This is a genomic window from Streptomyces sp. AC627_RSS907, assembly GCF_019049165.1.
In genome coordinates this window covers 1-14,916 of sequence record NZ_JAGMUE010000095.1, presented here as the reverse complement: position 1 = coordinate 14,916, position 14,916 = coordinate 1, and the positions used below count along the sequence as shown (strand labels likewise).

At 72.4% G+C, this 14,916-nt stretch carries 12 protein-coding genes, 1 pseudogene and 1 riboswitch; of the genes and pseudogenes, 7 read left to right on the top strand and 6 right to left on the bottom strand.

Annotation, left to right across the window (positions count from 1 at the left end):
• Positions 1 to 27 precede the first annotated feature (27 nt).
• The 4 genes from KUM32_RS20720 to KUM32_RS20705 form a co-directional block, all read right to left on the bottom strand.
• Positions 28 to 984, bottom strand: a complete 957-nt coding sequence (locus KUM32_RS20720) for an ABC transporter permease (protein ID WP_254405882.1) — start codon at positions 982 to 984, stop codon at positions 28 to 30.
• On the bottom strand, positions 971 to 1,954 hold the full coding sequence (locus KUM32_RS20715) for an ABC transporter ATP-binding protein (protein WP_217143409.1): 984 nt from the start codon (positions 1,952 to 1,954) through the stop codon (positions 971 to 973). Before KUM32_RS20715 ends, KUM32_RS20720 begins: the two co-directional genes overlap by 14 nt.
• Before the next feature lie 39 nt (positions 1,955 to 1,993).
• Positions 1,994 to 3,211: a DUF2092 domain-containing protein gene (locus KUM32_RS20710; protein ID WP_217143408.1), complete on the bottom strand. Its 1,218-nt coding sequence runs from the start codon at positions 3,209 to 3,211 to the stop codon at positions 1,994 to 1,996.
• Between the two features lie 428 nt (positions 3,212 to 3,639).
• A complete protein-coding gene (locus KUM32_RS20705) occupies positions 3,640 to 4,650 on the bottom strand; it encodes a polyprenyl synthetase family protein (protein WP_217143407.1) in 1,011 nt (336 codons plus the stop codon).
• A gap of 751 nt (positions 4,651 to 5,401) precedes the next feature.
• Positions 5,402 to 5,566: riboswitch (cyclic di-AMP (ydaO/yuaA leader) on the top strand.
• Positions 5,567 to 5,570: 4 nt separating this feature from the next.
• Between KUM32_RS20705 and KUM32_RS20700 the strand changes: the two genes are divergently transcribed.
• Positions 5,571 to 6,056, top strand: coding sequence for a transglycosylase SLT domain-containing protein (locus tag KUM32_RS20700; RefSeq protein WP_217143406.1), 486 nt, complete (start codon positions 5,571 to 5,573; stop codon positions 6,054 to 6,056).
• A gap of 86 nt (positions 6,057 to 6,142) precedes the next feature.
• On the opposite strand, the gene KUM32_RS20695 is transcribed toward KUM32_RS20700, so the two are convergent.
• Positions 6,143 to 6,952, bottom strand: coding sequence for an HAD family hydrolase (locus KUM32_RS20695; protein ID WP_217143405.1), 810 nt, complete (start codon positions 6,950 to 6,952; stop codon positions 6,143 to 6,145).
• A 276-nt stretch (positions 6,953 to 7,228) separates the two neighbouring features.
• Between KUM32_RS20695 and KUM32_RS20690 the strand changes: the two genes are divergently transcribed.
• From KUM32_RS20690 to KUM32_RS20665, 6 genes are all read left to right on the top strand, one after another.
• The gene (locus KUM32_RS20690; protein WP_308408690.1) at positions 7,229 to 8,293 is read left to right on the top strand and encodes a GNAT family N-acetyltransferase; all 1,065 of its coding nucleotides are present in this window, start codon (positions 7,229 to 7,231) and stop codon (positions 8,291 to 8,293) included.
• Positions 8,294 to 8,408: 115 nt separating this feature from the next.
• The gene (locus KUM32_RS20685) at positions 8,409 to 9,713 is read left to right on the top strand and encodes a glycosyltransferase family 2 protein (protein WP_374227537.1); all 1,305 of its coding nucleotides are present in this window, start codon (positions 8,409 to 8,411) and stop codon (positions 9,711 to 9,713) included.
• A 191-nt stretch (positions 9,714 to 9,904) separates the two neighbouring features.
• Positions 9,905 to 10,660, top strand: coding sequence for a polysaccharide deacetylase family protein (locus KUM32_RS20680; protein ID WP_217143402.1), 756 nt, complete (start codon positions 9,905 to 9,907; stop codon positions 10,658 to 10,660).
• A gap of 225 nt (positions 10,661 to 10,885) precedes the next feature.
• Complete coding sequence (locus KUM32_RS20675; RefSeq protein ID WP_308408689.1) at positions 10,886 to 12,793, top strand: hypothetical protein; 1,908 nt, start codon at positions 10,886 to 10,888, stop codon at positions 12,791 to 12,793.
• A 44-nt stretch (positions 12,794 to 12,837) separates the two neighbouring features.
• On the top strand, positions 12,838 to 13,293 hold the full coding sequence (locus KUM32_RS20670; protein WP_254405881.1) for a DUF1616 domain-containing protein: 456 nt from the start codon (positions 12,838 to 12,840) through the stop codon (positions 13,291 to 13,293).
• A complete protein-coding gene (locus KUM32_RS20665; RefSeq protein WP_217143401.1) occupies positions 13,290 to 14,447 on the top strand; it encodes a glycoside hydrolase family 26 protein in 1,158 nt (385 codons plus the stop codon). Before KUM32_RS20670 ends, KUM32_RS20665 begins: the two co-directional genes overlap by 4 nt.
• 41 nt (positions 14,448 to 14,488) lie before the next feature.
• On the opposite strand, the pseudogene KUM32_RS20660 reads toward KUM32_RS20665, so the two are convergent.
• Positions 14,489 to 14,916, bottom strand: a pseudogene (locus tag KUM32_RS20660) (lipopolysaccharide biosynthesis protein); the annotation flags it as partial.

Below are 14,916 nucleotides of genomic sequence, written 5' to 3'. Positions count from 1 at the left end.
TCGCCGTGACGTCCTCGCCGTGAAGCCCTACGCCGTGATGTCCTTCGTCGTGAACCGCGCCCAGGCGGCCGAGCCGAACACCGCCGCGTAGAGGGCCTGGAGACCGAGGTTCTTCACCAGGTCGTCCCAGTAGACCGGTTCGCGCATCAGGTCGGCGAAGGACAGCCAGTAGTGCGAGAAGAAGTAGGGCTGGAGCGCGTCGAGTTGCGGGATCTGGTCGAGGATCTGGACGGTGATCAGCAGCCCGACCGTGGTCGCCATCGCCGCGATGCCGCTGCCGGTCAGGGTCGAGACGAACAGGCCGAGGGCGGCGACCCCGACGAGTGAGGCGGCGACGACCAGGGCGATCAGCAGCGCCCGCCCCAGGCCCTCGGCGTAGGTGATCCGGGTGCCGGAGATGGTGGTCAGGTCACCCACCGGGAAGAGCAGCGCCCCGACCGCGAGCGCCGAGACCGCGACCACCAGGGTGGCGACGAGGCAGAAGGTGATCACCGTCGTGTACTTGGTGAGCAGCAGCCGGGTACGGCCGGCCGGGGCGACCAGGAGGTAGCGGAGGGTGCCCGCAGCCGACTCGCCGGCGATCGCGTCGCCGGCGATGACACCGATGGCCATCGGCAGGAAGAAGGGCAAGGTCGCGGCCAGCGCGGTGAAGACCAGGAACAGGCCGTTGTTGCTGATCTGCGAGATGAACGGGGGCCCCTCACCTCCCCCGCCTCCCACGGACGACCCGTCGCTCGTCTCGATCCGCACGGCGATTCCGACCAGGACCGGTACCGCCGCCAGTACGCCCAGCAGGGCCAGGGTGCGCCAGCGCCGGAAGGTGACCAGCAGCTCGCTGCGGAGAAGCCCCAAGGACCACAGCGGGCTCGGGGCCCGCACCGCCGTCCTCTGCGCTGCGCCCCCCGGCACCTCGGCCTCCACCCCGCCAGCCTCCGACGCCCCAGCCTGCGAAGTCCCAGCCCGCGAAGCCTCAGCCCGCGACATCAAAGCCCTCCCCGGTCAGCGCCACGAACGTGTCCTCCAGCGAGGCCCGTTCCACACCGAAGCCGCGGACCCGGACGCGCGCCGCGACCAGGGCGGCGTTCAGGTCGGCGAGGTCGCGGTCGGGTGGCTCCGCCGTCACCCTGTCCTCGGTGACGACCACGTCCCCCGCCCCCTGCTCCTTCAGCACCCGGGCCGCCTCCCCCGTGTCCGGCGTGGTCACCACCAGCCTGCCCCGCGCCCCGGCCGCCAGGTCGGCGACCGCGCCCTGGGTGATCAGCCGCCCCCGCGCCATCACCGCGGCGTGCGTGCACACCTGCTCGATCTCGTCCAGCAGGTGGGAGGAGAGGAAGACGGTGGTGCCGTCGGAGGCCAGTTCGCGCACGAGCGTGCGGATCTCGCGCATGCCCTGGGGGTCGAGTCCGTTGGTGGGCTCGTCCAGGACGAGCAGGCGGCGCGGCTGGAGCAGTGCCGCGGCGAGGCCGAGCCGCTGCTTCATGCCGAGCGAGTACGCCTTCGCCTTCTTGCCGGCGGCAGCCGTGAGGCCCACCCGCTCCAGCGCCGCCGCGACGCGCGCGCGTCGGGTACGCGGGTCGGCGGTCGGGTCGGCGGCGTCGTAGCGCAGGAGGTTGTCGCGGCCGGAGAGGAAGCCGTACAGAGCCGGTCCCTCGATGAGGGCACCGACCTGGGGCAGTACGGCGCGGGCGGCACGCGGCACGGGCCGGCCCAGCACCCGCGCGGTGCCCGCGGTCGGCTCGATCAGGCCCATCAGCATACGGATGGTGGTCGTCTTGCCGGAGCCGTTGGGGCCGAGGAAGCCGAAGACGCTGCCCGCCGGGACGGCCAGGTCCAGGCCGTCGACGGCGAGCTGTCCGCCGCGGTAGCGCTTGGTGAGCCCACGGGTGGCGATGACGGCGTCCTCCGCGCCTCCCTGAACCGGGCGCTCCGGCTCCGTGGCGGACGGTTCTGCCATCGGCTCCCTCTCCTCGTCGTCGTACGGGACGGACCCCGCCTACTGTGCGGCGTCGGCCGCCTTCACCAGCGCGTCCTTGGTGACCGCGCCGGCGTAGACCTTGCCGTCGTCCGTGATCAGGGCGTTGACCAGGCGGGTCTTGAAGACCGTGCCCGAGCCGAAGTCGCCCTTGACCTGGTCGCCGAGCGAGCCGAGGAAGCCGCCGAGGTCGCCGCCCGCCGAGGCCGTGGGCAGGCCCTGGCCGCCGGTGTCGAAGGTGGCGATCGAGTTCCAGCCCTCGCCTATGACCTCGAGGCCGCCCATCTGCTGGGCGAGGCCGTCCTCGGCCGCCCGCCCGTGCTCCGGCGCCTTCGCCGCCTCGTCGCCCTCGGTGACCTTCGCCCCCGCGGGCGGGGTGAAGTCGAACGTCGACGCGTCCGGCCTGGCGAAGGTGACCTGGGTGAAGCCCGCGTCCACGACGGCGGCGCCGCCGCTGGACGGGGTCAGCGTGAACTTCAGCGGCATACCGGTTTGGGCGTCCACCGCCACAGTGACAGCGCCGACCGTGGACCCGTCCTGCTTCGGCTTGACGACCAGACGGTACGCGTCCCGGCCGGCCACCTGCGCGGTGCCGTCGACCGTGACGGAGGTGGTGTCGTCGACCGCCTTGAGGGCCTGGTCGGTGAGGTCCTTCGGGGTGGCCGGCACCTCCTTCGCCCGCTGCTCGGGGCTGCCGGACGCGGTGGAGTGGTAGACCTCGTTGGACTTGCTGTCGTAGCCCCAGACGTCCTTGCCGTCGTGGATCAGGCTGTACTCGGCGGCGTTCTCCAGCAGCGACAGCTTCTGCCGGTCGGGGCCGTCGGCGGCGACCCGCAGCGTGTGGGTGCCGGTCACCAGCTCGGTGAGCTTGGCCGACGGGTCGGCGGCGGAGCCCTGCTCGTCCCCGCCGGGGCCCGAACCCGGGCCGCCGGACATGCCGGACATCAGGCCGCTCTCCAGACCGCCGAGGTCCGGCAGCCCCAGGTCCGTGCTGATCTTGACCGTGCCGGACAACTGCTGGACGTCCGACGCGGCGATCTTCTCGATGAGCTGCTCCGCCGTGACCTTCGGAAGGTCGGGGTCCCCCGAGTCGGCGAGCGCGGGGACGAGCCCGATCGTCGCGGCCGCCACTCCCATCACCGCGACCGGGACGACGTACCGCGCAGCCCTGCGCCGTCCGGCCCTCAGGCCCTCGCCCTCCCCGGCGGTCGTGCTGTCATCGGAATCGATCGGTGCCATCTGTGCCCTACCTCCGTCGTCGGCGGCGGCTGTCTCGCGACCTCGCACTCATTCACCCGTGAGCCGCCATTCTCACCCGAATCGGTGAGGATTGGTGTTTTCCGTGGTGACCATCTGACCAAATCGGCCGAGCGGAAGCGTCAGACCCGGGGCTCAACTCCGCGTACTCCTGCGGGATGACACGGAGGGGCGCCGGTACCCCCGGCCCGTAGGGGTGGGGGTACGCCGTCCGGCACCGGGACGCGCCCACCCGCACAGTGAGACCCCGTGACGCGGGTCACGAGCAGCCGGCCTTCAGCCGACCCGACGCAGGCCCGGCAGTCATTCGGCCGGGCGCAGGCCCGGTACCCCGTCGGCCCGGTGCGGGCCCGCAACTCATTCGGCCGGGCGCAGGCCCGCTACTCATTCGGCCGGCGCAGGCCCGGTACTCAGCCGGCCCGGTGCACCACGGCGTCGCACAGCTCCACCAGCGCGGCCTTCGCCTCGCACTCCTTGAGCGGGGCCAGCGCCGCCCGGGCGTCCTTGGCGTACCGGACGGTGTCCCGCCGCGCCTGCTCCAGCGCGGGGTGGGCGCGCAGCAGCCGCAGCGCCTCCGCGTGCCGGGCGTCGTCACTGAGGTCGGAGTCCAGCAGCTCGCACAGGGCGACGTCCTCGGCCAGCCCCAGCCGGGCCGCCCGCTCGCGCAGCCGCAGCACCGGGAGGGTCGGGATGCCCTCGCGCAGGTCGGTCCCGGGCGTCTTCCCCGACTCGCTGGAGTCGGAGGCGATGTCCAGGACGTCGTCCGCGAGCTGGAAGGCGACGCCGAGGCGCTCGCCGTACTGGGTCAGCACGTCGACGACCGTCTCGTCGGCGCCGGACATCATCGCGCCGAACCGGCAGGAGACCGCCACCAGCGATCCCGTCTTGCCACCCAGCACGTCCAGGTAGTGGTCGACCGGGTCGCGCCCGTCCTGCGGGCCCGCCGTCTCCAGGATCTGGCCGGTGACCAGCCGCTCGAACGCGAGGGCCTGCACCCGGACCGCCTCGGGTCCGAGGTCGGCGAGGATCTGGGAGGCGCGGGCGAAGAGGAAGTCGCCGGTGAGGACCGCGACCGAGTTGCCCCAGCGGGTGTTCGCGCTGGGCACGCCGCGCCGCACGGCGGCCTCGTCCATCACGTCGTCGTGGTACAGCGTGGCGAGGTGGGTCAGCTCCACGACCACGGCCGAGGGCACGATCCCGGGAGCGTAGGGGTCGCCGAACTGGGACGCGAGCATCACCAGCAGTGGCCGGAACCGTTTGCCTCCGGCACGCACCAGGTGCTGGGCGGCCTCCGTGATGAAGGGCACCTCGCTTTTGGTTGCCTCAAGCAACCCTTCCTCGACAGCCACCAATCCGGCCTGGACATCGGCTTCCAGAGCCTGGTCCCGCACGCTCAGCCCGAACGGCCCGACGACGGTCACGAGGGGTCTCCTGTCTGCTGGTGTCTACTGGCGATTACCTGGCTTGTCGATAGGTCGCTGCCACCACTCGACTCAGCGTATCCGGTCACGTTTCGATCACCGCTAGCGCCCACCGTTACAGGCCGGTCGGTATCGGATCATGCGCGCTATGTTTTTGATCAGCCGATATGAGCAGATATTGATCGACACGGCCCGAGCGGCGTGACACGGGACACGGGTGGCCGAAAGCCGCCACCGAAGATCCCACCACCGCCCCCGACGGCCCGCACTCCGAGAACGTCACCCACTCGGCACTCGCACTCCTCTTCCCGCTCCGAACAGATGCCCGCACGGCGCGAGGAAACACCAACAGGGACGGGAAGGACACGACCGCGCGAGGCGCGGTCGACCGGGGCGGGTGCGGGACGCGAGGGGCGAGGAACCGGGCCGGACCGCCGACCGGCGCCAATCCCCCGCGGCGGCGGCCGGTTGACGACCAGTTGAGCCTAATGCCCGATTTGCCGTTCTTTTCGCGTCCAGTGACTTGACTCACGCCGTCCGCCCGCCGGCAGCTCCGCCCCAAGCTGTGCGGTCCCTTTGCCCCGCAAGCCAGTTGAGGCCGGGCGACCGAAAAGGATCAAGCACCCCAAACACCTCGGAACAAGGTCAACAGGAGCGTTGGGTGATTCCTGCACTTGTTTCGGACATCTTTTCTCGCATACCTTCCCGGCCTGTCGGGTGGACGCCGAATCCTGCCACCGCCCGGACGCACAGTCATCCACCAACAAACTCGCAGGCAGGAGCGGGGGACCCAGGTAAGTCGCCGCGCCGGTCACCACCGGAGCGGCTCGGGGTGAAGCCGTGCCCGTCAGGGCGCGGCCGGGCACCTCCCCGCCCGAACCCGACAGCTCACCTCGCAGGCGTAAGGAGAGGGACTCAACATGTCTGTCAACGGTCAGAACCGTCGCGCCCGGACCACCCGCATCGCCCGCAAGCTCGCCCTGGCCGGCACCGGCGCCGCCGTACTCGCCCTGCCGCTCATCGGCGCCACCGGCGCGTCCGCGGCCACCCCCGCCGCCCCGACCGCCGCCACGGCGACGACGTACCCGGACAACCTCGACGGCTGGATCCGCGAGTCGCTCGCCATCATGGCGCAGCACGGCATCCCCGGGTCGTACGAGGGCATCCACCGCAACATCATGCGGGAGTCGTCGGGCAACCCGCTCGCCATCAACAACTGGGACATCAACGCCGTCAACGGCACCCCGTCCAAGGGCCTGCTCCAGGTGATCGACCCGACCTTCCAGGCCTACCACGTGGAGGGCACCTCCTGGGACCCGTACGACCCGGTCGCCAACATCACCGCGGCCTGCAACTACGCGGCCGACCGGTACGGCTCGATGGACAACGTCTTCGGCGCGTACTGAGCCGTATCGACCCGTCCCGAGTCATGCTGATCCGTACCGAGCTGTAATGATCCGCACTGATCCGCACTGATTCGTACTGATTCGTACTAGGACGTTCCGAAGACACGCTCGAGGACGACGGCCACGCCGTCGTCCTCGTTCGTCAGGGTGACCTCGTCGGCCACCGCCTTGAGTTCCGGGTGGGCGTCGGCCATGGCGACGCCGCGGGCCGCCCAGTGGAACATGGGGATGTCGTTGGGCATGTCCCCGAAGGCGATGGTGTGGCGCCGGGACAGGCCCAGGTGCTCGGCGGCCAGCGCCAGGCCCGTCGCCTTGGTGATGCCGCACGGCTGGAGTTCCACCGTCCCCGGCCCCGACATCGTGACCGTCGCGAGGGAGCCGACCACCGTGCGGGCCGTCGCCGCCAGCTCGTCGTCGGTCAGATCGGGGTGGCGCAGCAGCACCTTGCTGATCGGCGCGCTCCACAGCTCGTCGCGCCGCTCGACCCGCACCGCCGGAAGCGTCGGGTGGGGCATCAGGTACCCCGGCTCGATCAGCGTCAGGCCGTCCACACCGTCCTGGTCGACCGCGGCGTACACCTGCCCCACCTCGGCCTCGATCTTGCCGAGCGCGGTCTCGGCCAGCTCCCGGTCCAGGGTGACCGACCACAGCATCCGGTGCGCGCCGGCGTCGTACACCTGCGCGCCCTGTCCGCACACCGCGAGCCCCGTGCAGCCGAGGCGGTCGAGCAGGGACCGCACCCTGGGCGCCGGCCGCCCGGTCACCACCAGATGCCGCGCACCGGCCTCGGCCGCCCGCGCCAGCGCGGCCAGCGACCGGTCGGAGACGGTGTCGTCGCCGCGGAGCAGCGTGCCGTCGAGGTCGGTGGCGACGAGTGAATACGCGGTGCGGTCCATGATCAGAGAATACGGACACCGCACCTGTCCGACTCACCCACGATCGCATCCGAGCGAGGACGCACGACTCCGCACGACAAGGCTCGAGGACAGCGCGAGGACCGCACGAACGTGTCCGAAACCTGGCAGATCATCGGCTAAAGCCGGTTGAAGGCCTGTGCACCGATTGGCAACAACATCCCCCGCTACCTACCCCGCGGGGCGGCCCCGGGGGTACCTTCCTGTTGTCCAGGGGGACTTGATCGGGGGGTCGGGTTGAACGGCGGACGTGTACGCGTGCTCAGGCCGCAGGAGCTGAGCGAGGGGGAGCGGGAGCACTGGCGCGAGCTGCGCGCCAGGTCGACGACGCCGCGCAACCCGTTCATGGAACCGGAGTTCACCGACGTCGTGGCCCGGGTACGGCCGCGGGCGCGGGTGGCGGTGCTGTACGACGGCGGTGAGGCGGCCGGTTTCCTGCCGCACGAACGCGGACCGCTCGGGCAGGGCCGGGCGATCGGGCTCGGGGTGTCGGACTGCCAGGGCGCGGTACTGCGCCCTGGTCTCGTTCCGGACATCCGCCAACTGCTGCGGGCCTGCTCCCTGTCGAGCTTCGCCTTCGACAACCTGGAGGCCGAGCAGGAGCTGTTCGTGCCGCACGCGGCCGAGGAGCACACCGCCTACGTCATCGACGTGGAGAAGGGGTACGAGGCGTACGAGAGCGTGCTGCGCGCCCAGTCGCCGAAGTTCCTGAAGACCACCCTCGCCAAGGAGCGCAGGCTCGGCCGCCAGGTCGGCGACGTGCGCTTCGTGTTCGACGAGCGCGAACCGGCCGCACTGCGCACGCTCATGGAGTGGAAGTCGGCGCAGTACCGCAGGACGGGCCGCCGGGACCGGTTCGCGCAGGAGTGGATCAGCCGGCTCGTCGCCCGGCTGGCCGAGACCCGGGCGCCGCAGTGCACCGGCACGCTGTCCGTGCTCTACGCCGGCGGCCGGCCGGTCGCCGCCCACTTCGGGCTGCGCTCGACGGCGGTCCTGGCGTGCTGGTTCCCGGCGTACGACCCGGGCTTCGCCAAGTACTCGCCGGGCCTGGTGCTGCACCTGCGGATGGCCGAGGCGGCCGCCACCGAGGGCATCGGCCTGCTGGACATGGGACGAGGGGCGGCGGAGTACAAGGACTCGCTGAAGACCGGCGAACTTCCGGTGTACGAGGGAGCGGCGACCCGCCCGGGGGCGGGGGCCGCGCTGCACTGGCTCGGCCGCGAACCGGCCCGCCGCGCGCACGGCTTCGTGCGCGCCCGGCCCCGGCTGGCCTCGTTGGCGGCACGGACGTTGAAGGGCGCGGCCCGGCTGCGCCGGTCATGAGGGGGCCTTGCGCGGCCCGGGGGCTTCGAGTGAGGGGGGTGGGCGCGTGTTCGGTGCGGCACGTTCGCGGCGGGAGACACAAGAAGAGATCGCACGGTTCCTGAGCATCGGCCCGGTGCAGGTCGCCGAGCTGGATCTCGACGCCGGGGCGAGAGGCCTCAGACCGGCGCCCGGCAGTCCGCCGGTGACGTACGGCGCGGTGTTCGTGCTGGTCAGGAGGGGCGGGCGGCCCGTCGGCACACTACTGGGGCAGGTACCGGAGGGAGCGGACCCGGCGGAGGTGCTGACGGGGCCGGCCAAGGAACTGCCGGAGGTGGCACCCCACGAGCCGGTGCGTGGGGCGGCCGCCGGAGCGCTCGGGCGGACGGCCGGTGACGCGGACGACGGGGCGGTCGGCGAGGCCGCCGGCGAGGCGGTGGCCGGGGTGCCGCCCGCCAGTGTGGTGGTCGCCACCCGGGAGCGCGCCGGCCTGCTCGCCCGCGCGCTGGACTCGCTGCTGTCGCAGGACCACCCGGACTACGAGATCGTCGTCGTGGACAACGCGCCCGTGACCCGGGAGACCCGGGACCTGGTCGAGCGCAAGTACGGCGAGCGTGTGCGGTACGTGTGCGAACCGCTCCCCGGACTCGCGGTCGCGCACAACCGGGGGCTGGCCGCCGTACGGCGCGAGGTGGTCGCCTTCACCGACGACGACGTGGTCGCCGACCCGCACTGGCTCACCGAACTGACCGCGCCCTTCACCGCCGACCCGCGCCTGGGCTGCGCGACGGGGCTGATCCTGCCCGCGCGGCTGCGCACTCCGGCGCAGGTGCTGCTGGAGAGCCACGGCGGCTTCGCGAAGGGCTTCACCCCGCGGACGTACGACCCCCGGCACCCGCCCGCCGACGAGCCGCTGTTCCCGTTCACCGCGGGACGCTTCGGCTCCGGCGCCAACATGGCCTTCCGTACGACCGCACTGCGGGCAGTCGGCGGCTTCGACCCGGCGACCGGCGCGGGCACGCGCGCGCGGGGCGGCGACGACCTCTACGGATTCGTCCGCGTCCTCGCCCAGGGGCACCGGCTGCGCTACACCCCGTCGGCACTGGTGTGGCACCACCACCGGGAGACCTGGCGGGACCTGGAGACCCAGGCGTACGGCTACGGCGCCGGCCTCACCGCCTACCTCACGGCGATCCTGGTGAACCGGCCCGCGCTGCTGCCGGCCTTCCTCGCCCGGGTGCCGGGCGGTCTGGCGCACGCGCGCGGACTGACCGCCGTACGGGAAGCGGGGGGTGGCGGCGCGCCGGGCGCCCACGACGAACGGACCCACCCTTGGCCGCGGCGGCTGTCGCGGTTGCAGCGGAGGGGCATGGTGTACGGACCCGTGGGCTATCTGCGTGCGCGGTACGCCCTCCGGACGGCGCTGAGGGGGCCGAGATGACACCGACGGAGGGCCGCGGCCAGGTCCCGGCGGACGGCAGACGATCGGCAGGACGACCGGCAGGACGACCGGCAGGGAAACTGGCAGGGCGACCGGCGGTGGGCGGTGGCCCCGACACCGGTCCGGTACCGGCCGGCACGGGAGCGCCGGCAGCGGGCCCCGGCATTCCCGTCCTCCTCTACCACGCCGTGATGGACGACCCGCCGGCCTGGATCGCCGAGTTCACCGTCAGTCCCCAGGACTTCGCCGCCCAGCTCGACGCGATCGTCGACAGCGGGCGGACACCCGTCACCATCAGCGCGGTCGCCGACCACCTCGCCGGGCGGGCGTCCCTGCCGTCCCGGCCCGTGGTGCTGACCTTCGACGACGGCTTCGCCGACCTGCCGGGGCCCACCGCCGAGGCACTGGCCGACCGCGGGCTGCCCGCCACCGCCTACCTCACCACCGGAGCCGTCACGCCCGGCGGCCGCAGCCTGCTGCCGCCCGCGCCGATGATGACCCTGGACCGGGCGGCGGAGCTGGAACGTTCCGGCATGGAGATCGGCAGCCACACAGTCACACACGCCCAGCTGGACACGTTGTCCGGGAAGGCGCTGGCGCACGAACTGCGCACGTCCAAGGCGGTGCTGGAGGACGCCCTCGGTCACCCGGTCCGCCACCTCGCCTATCCGCACGGTTACAACAGCCCCCGGGTACGGGCCGAGTCGGCCCGCGCGGGCTACGAGACGGCCTCCGCCGTGCGGCACGCGCTCAGCTCGCGACGCGACGAGCGGTACCGCATCGCCCGCCTCATCGTGCGCCGCGGTCACACCCTCGCCGACTTCGAGGGGTGGCTGGCGGGGGACGGCGCCCGGATCGCGCCGTACCGCGACGGTCCGAAGACGGTCGGCTGGCGGTGGTACCGCCGGGCACGCGCCGTCGTGCGCGGGCCGGTCTTCGCCGGGTGAACGCGACAGGCCGCGACGAACCCGGGGCGAACCGATCCGCGACGAACCCGGGACTAGCCGATCCGCGACGCACCCGGGGCGAGCCGGTCCGCGACGCACCGGGTCCCCGACGGACCGGTGAGCCGGGGTGAGGGGGACGACGGCCGCGGCGGGACGAGTCCGACGATTTCGGTGTGAAAAGCCGAGTAGATTCCTATACTTGTCCCCGGGGAGGGGAGCCTCAGCGTGCAGCAACATGTGCCCGTACCGACCGCGGAGAGCAGCACGCCGCCCGCCCCCGATGCCGCCTCCGGCCCGGGTCGCCCGGGAGGAACCGACGGGGGCGGACCCGGTCCCTGGCGGACCGCGCTGCGACGGCCCCGCACCCTCGGCCTGCTGACGCTGCTGCTCGCGGCCGCGTTGTGGCTGTACGCGCTGCCCCGCATCGGCTTCCGGGAGATGGGCGACTACGGCCTGCTCGACCGTCTGCCGGCCGCCTACTACCTCTCGCTGCTGGTCCTCACCGCGGGCTTCGTCCTCAGCCTGCGCCGTGCGGCCACCGCACCCTGGTGGCCGGCCGCGCACTGCGCCGCGATGCTGTTCGCCCTCAAGGCACCGCCGGCGGTGCTCTACGACGCCGTGCGCTACCCGTGGTCCTCCAAGCACGACGCCGTCGTCGACACCCTGCTCGCCAACGGCGAACTCCGGCCGGAGGCGGCACTGTCGGGCAACATGTCGGCGTACGACCAGTGGCCGGGGTTCTTCACGCTCAACGCGGGCCTGGTCCGCGCCTTCGGCGTGGAGAGCGCCGCCGCGTACGCCAACTGGGCACCGATCGTCTTCGGTCTGCTCATGACGCCGGTGCTGGTCCTGCTCTACCGCACCTTCTGCCGGGACTGGCGCCTGGTGTGGACCGCCGTGTGGATCTTCCAGCTCGCCAACTGGGTGGGCCAGGACTACTTCGCCCCACAGGGGCTGGCGTACCTGCTGCACCTGACCGTCATCGCGGTGGTGCTGCGGCACTTCGTGCGCCCCGGATCCGCCGGACGGCTGCGCGACCGCTCCTTCCTCGACCCGGCGGCGGCCACCGTGCCGCCACCGACGGGAAGCAGACAGCGCGCGCTCTGCGTGGTGATCCTCGCCCCGCTGATCGCCGCCATCAACGCCACGCACCAGCTCACCCCGGTGATGCTCTGCATCTGCCTGCTCGCGCTCAACCTCACCCGCCGCTACCGCAACGTCGGGCTGCTGGTCGTCGCCGGGCTGCTGATGCTCACCTGGGACCTGACCATGGGGCGGCCCCTGTTCGTCGAGACGCTCCGCACCCTCAAGGAGTCCCTCGGCGAACTGACCCAGAACTCCCGCGCCGGCTACGCGGGCCAGCTCACCGGCCCCGGCCCCGAACTCGCCGGTGCCGCCAACGTCCTGATGGTGCTCGCGGTCGTCGCCCTCGCCGGGGCCGCCGTCGTGCTGCGGCGCCGGCTGACCCGCAGCGCGCTGCCGCTGCTGCTGGTCTCCGTCGCTCCGGTACCGCTGTTCGTCGTCAACGACTACGGCGGCGAAATGCTCTTCCGCGTCTACCTGTTCGCACTGCCCGGCGGAGCCTTCTTCGCCGCCGCCGCGCTCGTGCCGGCCTTCGCGGGCACCCACCGCGGCCGGGCGCAGGCGCTGCGGCGCAGGGCCGCGGCCGTCGCCCTGCCCGCCGTACTGCTGGCGCTGCTGACCGGATTCCTGCCGTCGTACTACGGCAAGGAGAAGATGTACTACACGCCGCCCGCGGAGACCGCGCTGGTCACCCGGACCCTGGACAGCGCGCCCGACGGCTCGCTGATCCTCGCCACCACCGGCTCCTTCCCGCAGGCCCTCCACCGCTACGACAGCCTCGAGCACTGGTACTTCGCCGAACAGGAACTACCCGAGAACGAGAAGATGCTGAAGGACCCGGCCGGCTACCTCGCCGAGGGAATCCCACCCGGGACGACGGCGTACGTGATCCTCACCCGCACCCAGGACACCTACACCGCCGGAGAGGGCCTGCTGCCGGCCGGCGGCTTCGAGCGCCTGCGGACACGCCTGTCCGCCTCTCCGCTCTTCCGGACCGTCGAGAGCCACCCCTACGGCGTCGTCCTGGAGTACCGCCCCGCCGCCCGATGACGACCACCAGGTGATCGAAGAGACGAAGGGCAGTCAGCCAGTCCATGAACACCGCAGGCTCGCAGGACACCGACCACAGCGAAGAGACCCGGAGCGCAAGGGTCACCCCGACACACCTCAGAGTCCTCGTCGCGGCCTCCGGGTGGCTCGCGCTGGCCGCCACCGCCCTGCCCGGCTCCTCACCGCTGCGCTGGATACCGGTACTGCTCTTCGTCCTGTTCGGGCCGGGCTGCGCCGCACTGTACCCGCAGCCGGACGGGCTGGCCGCCGGTGCCAGGCTGGAGGCCGCCGCGTTCGTCGCGCCCGTCAGCCTCTCCCTCGGTGTGCTGACCGCCACCGCGCTGTTCCTGGTGGAGGGCTTCTCGACGGCCGCCTTCCTCGTCTCGCTGGCCGTCTTCACCACGGTCGCCGCGGCCCTGCCGGGACTGCCGCTGCCCGCCGCACGGCGCGGCGCGGCCGAACGCGCCACACGCGGGTCCGCCGCCGGTGGTGGCACATGACGGGCCGGCACCGGGTGAGCGGACGGTCCGCGTCCCGCGGGGTGACGGACAGGGGCACGGTGAAGCGCGCCTACACGGCGGTCGTCCTGGTGGCGGTGGCCGCGCTGATCGCCGGGCTCGGCGTCTGGGCCGGCCGTTCCGAGGAAGCGGAGGTGCCCGGGGACGCCCTGCCCGACAACGCGGCCTCCGGCAGGGTGCCCACCGGTCCCTGCGCGCCCAGCGACACGCTGGTGCCGGCCTGTGGCGCCTGGTGGGGCGCCTACGTGCCGTACGCCGCGAACGGCTCGCTCAAGGACGCCGTGCTCGGCTTCGAGAAACGCATCGGGCGCAAGCTGGACCTCGTCTACAACTACCACGACATGTCGGGCACCGAGCTCGACGGACAGCTGCTCACCCCCGACGAGCAGGAGCTCGGCAGGGACAGGCTGCTCATGCTGGCCTGGGAGTCCACCGTCTGGACCGAGCCGCACCACGAGAACTGGACCGAGACCCAGCTCGGCTGGAAGAACATCGCCTCCGGGAAGTACGACGAGGAGATCCTCGACCCGCAGATCCGGCGCATCAAGGCCTACGGCAAACGGGTCTTCGTCTCCTTCGACCAGGAGACCGACGCCCGCATCAAGGAAGGCGCGGGCACCCCGGAGGAGTTCGTGGCCGCGTACCGCCACCTCCACGACCGGTTCCGTGAGCTGGGGGCCGACAACGTCGTGTGGGTGTGGACGGTCTCCGGCTACCTCGGCAGCGCGGACGACATGAAGGCGCTCTACCCCGGGGACGAGTACGTCGACTGGATCGCCATGGACCAGTACAACTACTACCGGTGTCACAACACCACCGACTGGAAGGACTTCCTGCGCAGCCAGCAGCCCAGCTACGAATGGCTGCGCGAGAACATCAGCGACGTCAAGCCGGTGATGCTTGCGGAGTTCGCCACCGCGCCCGACGCCGAGAACCCGGTGCGCCAGCGCGACTGGTACACCCGGATTCCCGCCGACGTGAAGAAGCTCCCGGAGGTGCGGGCGCTGGTGCACTGGAACCGGCCGACCTCCGACAAGGCCGCGTGCGACCTGACCGTCAACGACGGTCCGGGGCTCGACGGCTACCGGGAGGCGGGGAAGAACGGCTACTTCCACCAACCCGTGCCGCCCCGCTGAGCACGCCGGGTCCGGGGGCCCGGCGGACGCCGTGGCGCGGGTCAGGGGCCGGGCCGGCCGCTGGGGCTTCCCGGGCGCGGGAACCGTCGTGCGGCGGCGGTGCGGCCGGCCAGCAGGAGCAGGACGAGCGCGGCGAGGAGCGGCAGCGCCGCGGGGGCGAGCGTCTGACGCCACACCCAGCCGCCCACCGCGACGAGGTACAGGACTCCCCAGCGCCCCTGCCACGTCAGCCGCCCCACGGCGCGCGCGAGCAGCAGCCACAGCGGAACGAGGCAGAGGAGAAGGGCGAGGGGCGGCACCCACCGCAGCAGCGCCTCGGGCCCGCCCGGACCCACCCCCTCCGCGAGGGCACCGGCCGCCCGCTCGTACAACGTCCCGCCCACCGCCCGGGGCTCCCACCCGAGGGCCACGGGCGCGAGGTGCAGGGCGAGCAGTGCGGACCCCAGAGCGGTCCCGGGCAGCCACACGT

Excerpts from the sequence above, each read along its gene's own strand:
- KUM32_RS20720 (WP_254405882.1), bottom strand. The coding sequence starts at position 984 with ATGTCGCGGGCTGAGGCTTCGCGGGCTGGGACTTCGCAGGCTGGGGCG.
- KUM32_RS20715 (WP_217143409.1), bottom strand. The coding sequence starts at position 1,954 with ATGGCAGAACCGTCCGCCACGGAGCCGGAGCGCCCGGTTCAGGGAGGC.
- KUM32_RS20710 (WP_217143408.1), bottom strand. The coding sequence starts at position 3,211 with ATGGCACCGATCGATTCCGATGACAGCACGACCGCCGGGGAGGGCGAG.
- KUM32_RS20700 (WP_217143406.1), top strand. The coding sequence starts at position 5,571 with ATGTCTGTCAACGGTCAGAACCGTCGCGCCCGGACCACCCGCATCGCC.
- KUM32_RS20695 (WP_217143405.1), bottom strand. The coding sequence starts at position 6,952 with ATGGACCGCACCGCGTATTCACTCGTCGCCACCGACCTCGACGGCACG.
- KUM32_RS20680 (WP_217143402.1), top strand. The coding sequence starts at position 9,905 with ATGGACGACCCGCCGGCCTGGATCGCCGAGTTCACCGTCAGTCCCCAG.
- KUM32_RS20670 (WP_254405881.1), top strand. The coding sequence starts at position 12,838 with ATGAACACCGCAGGCTCGCAGGACACCGACCACAGCGAAGAGACCCGG.
- KUM32_RS20665 (WP_217143401.1), top strand. The coding sequence starts at position 13,290 with ATGACGGGCCGGCACCGGGTGAGCGGACGGTCCGCGTCCCGCGGGGTG.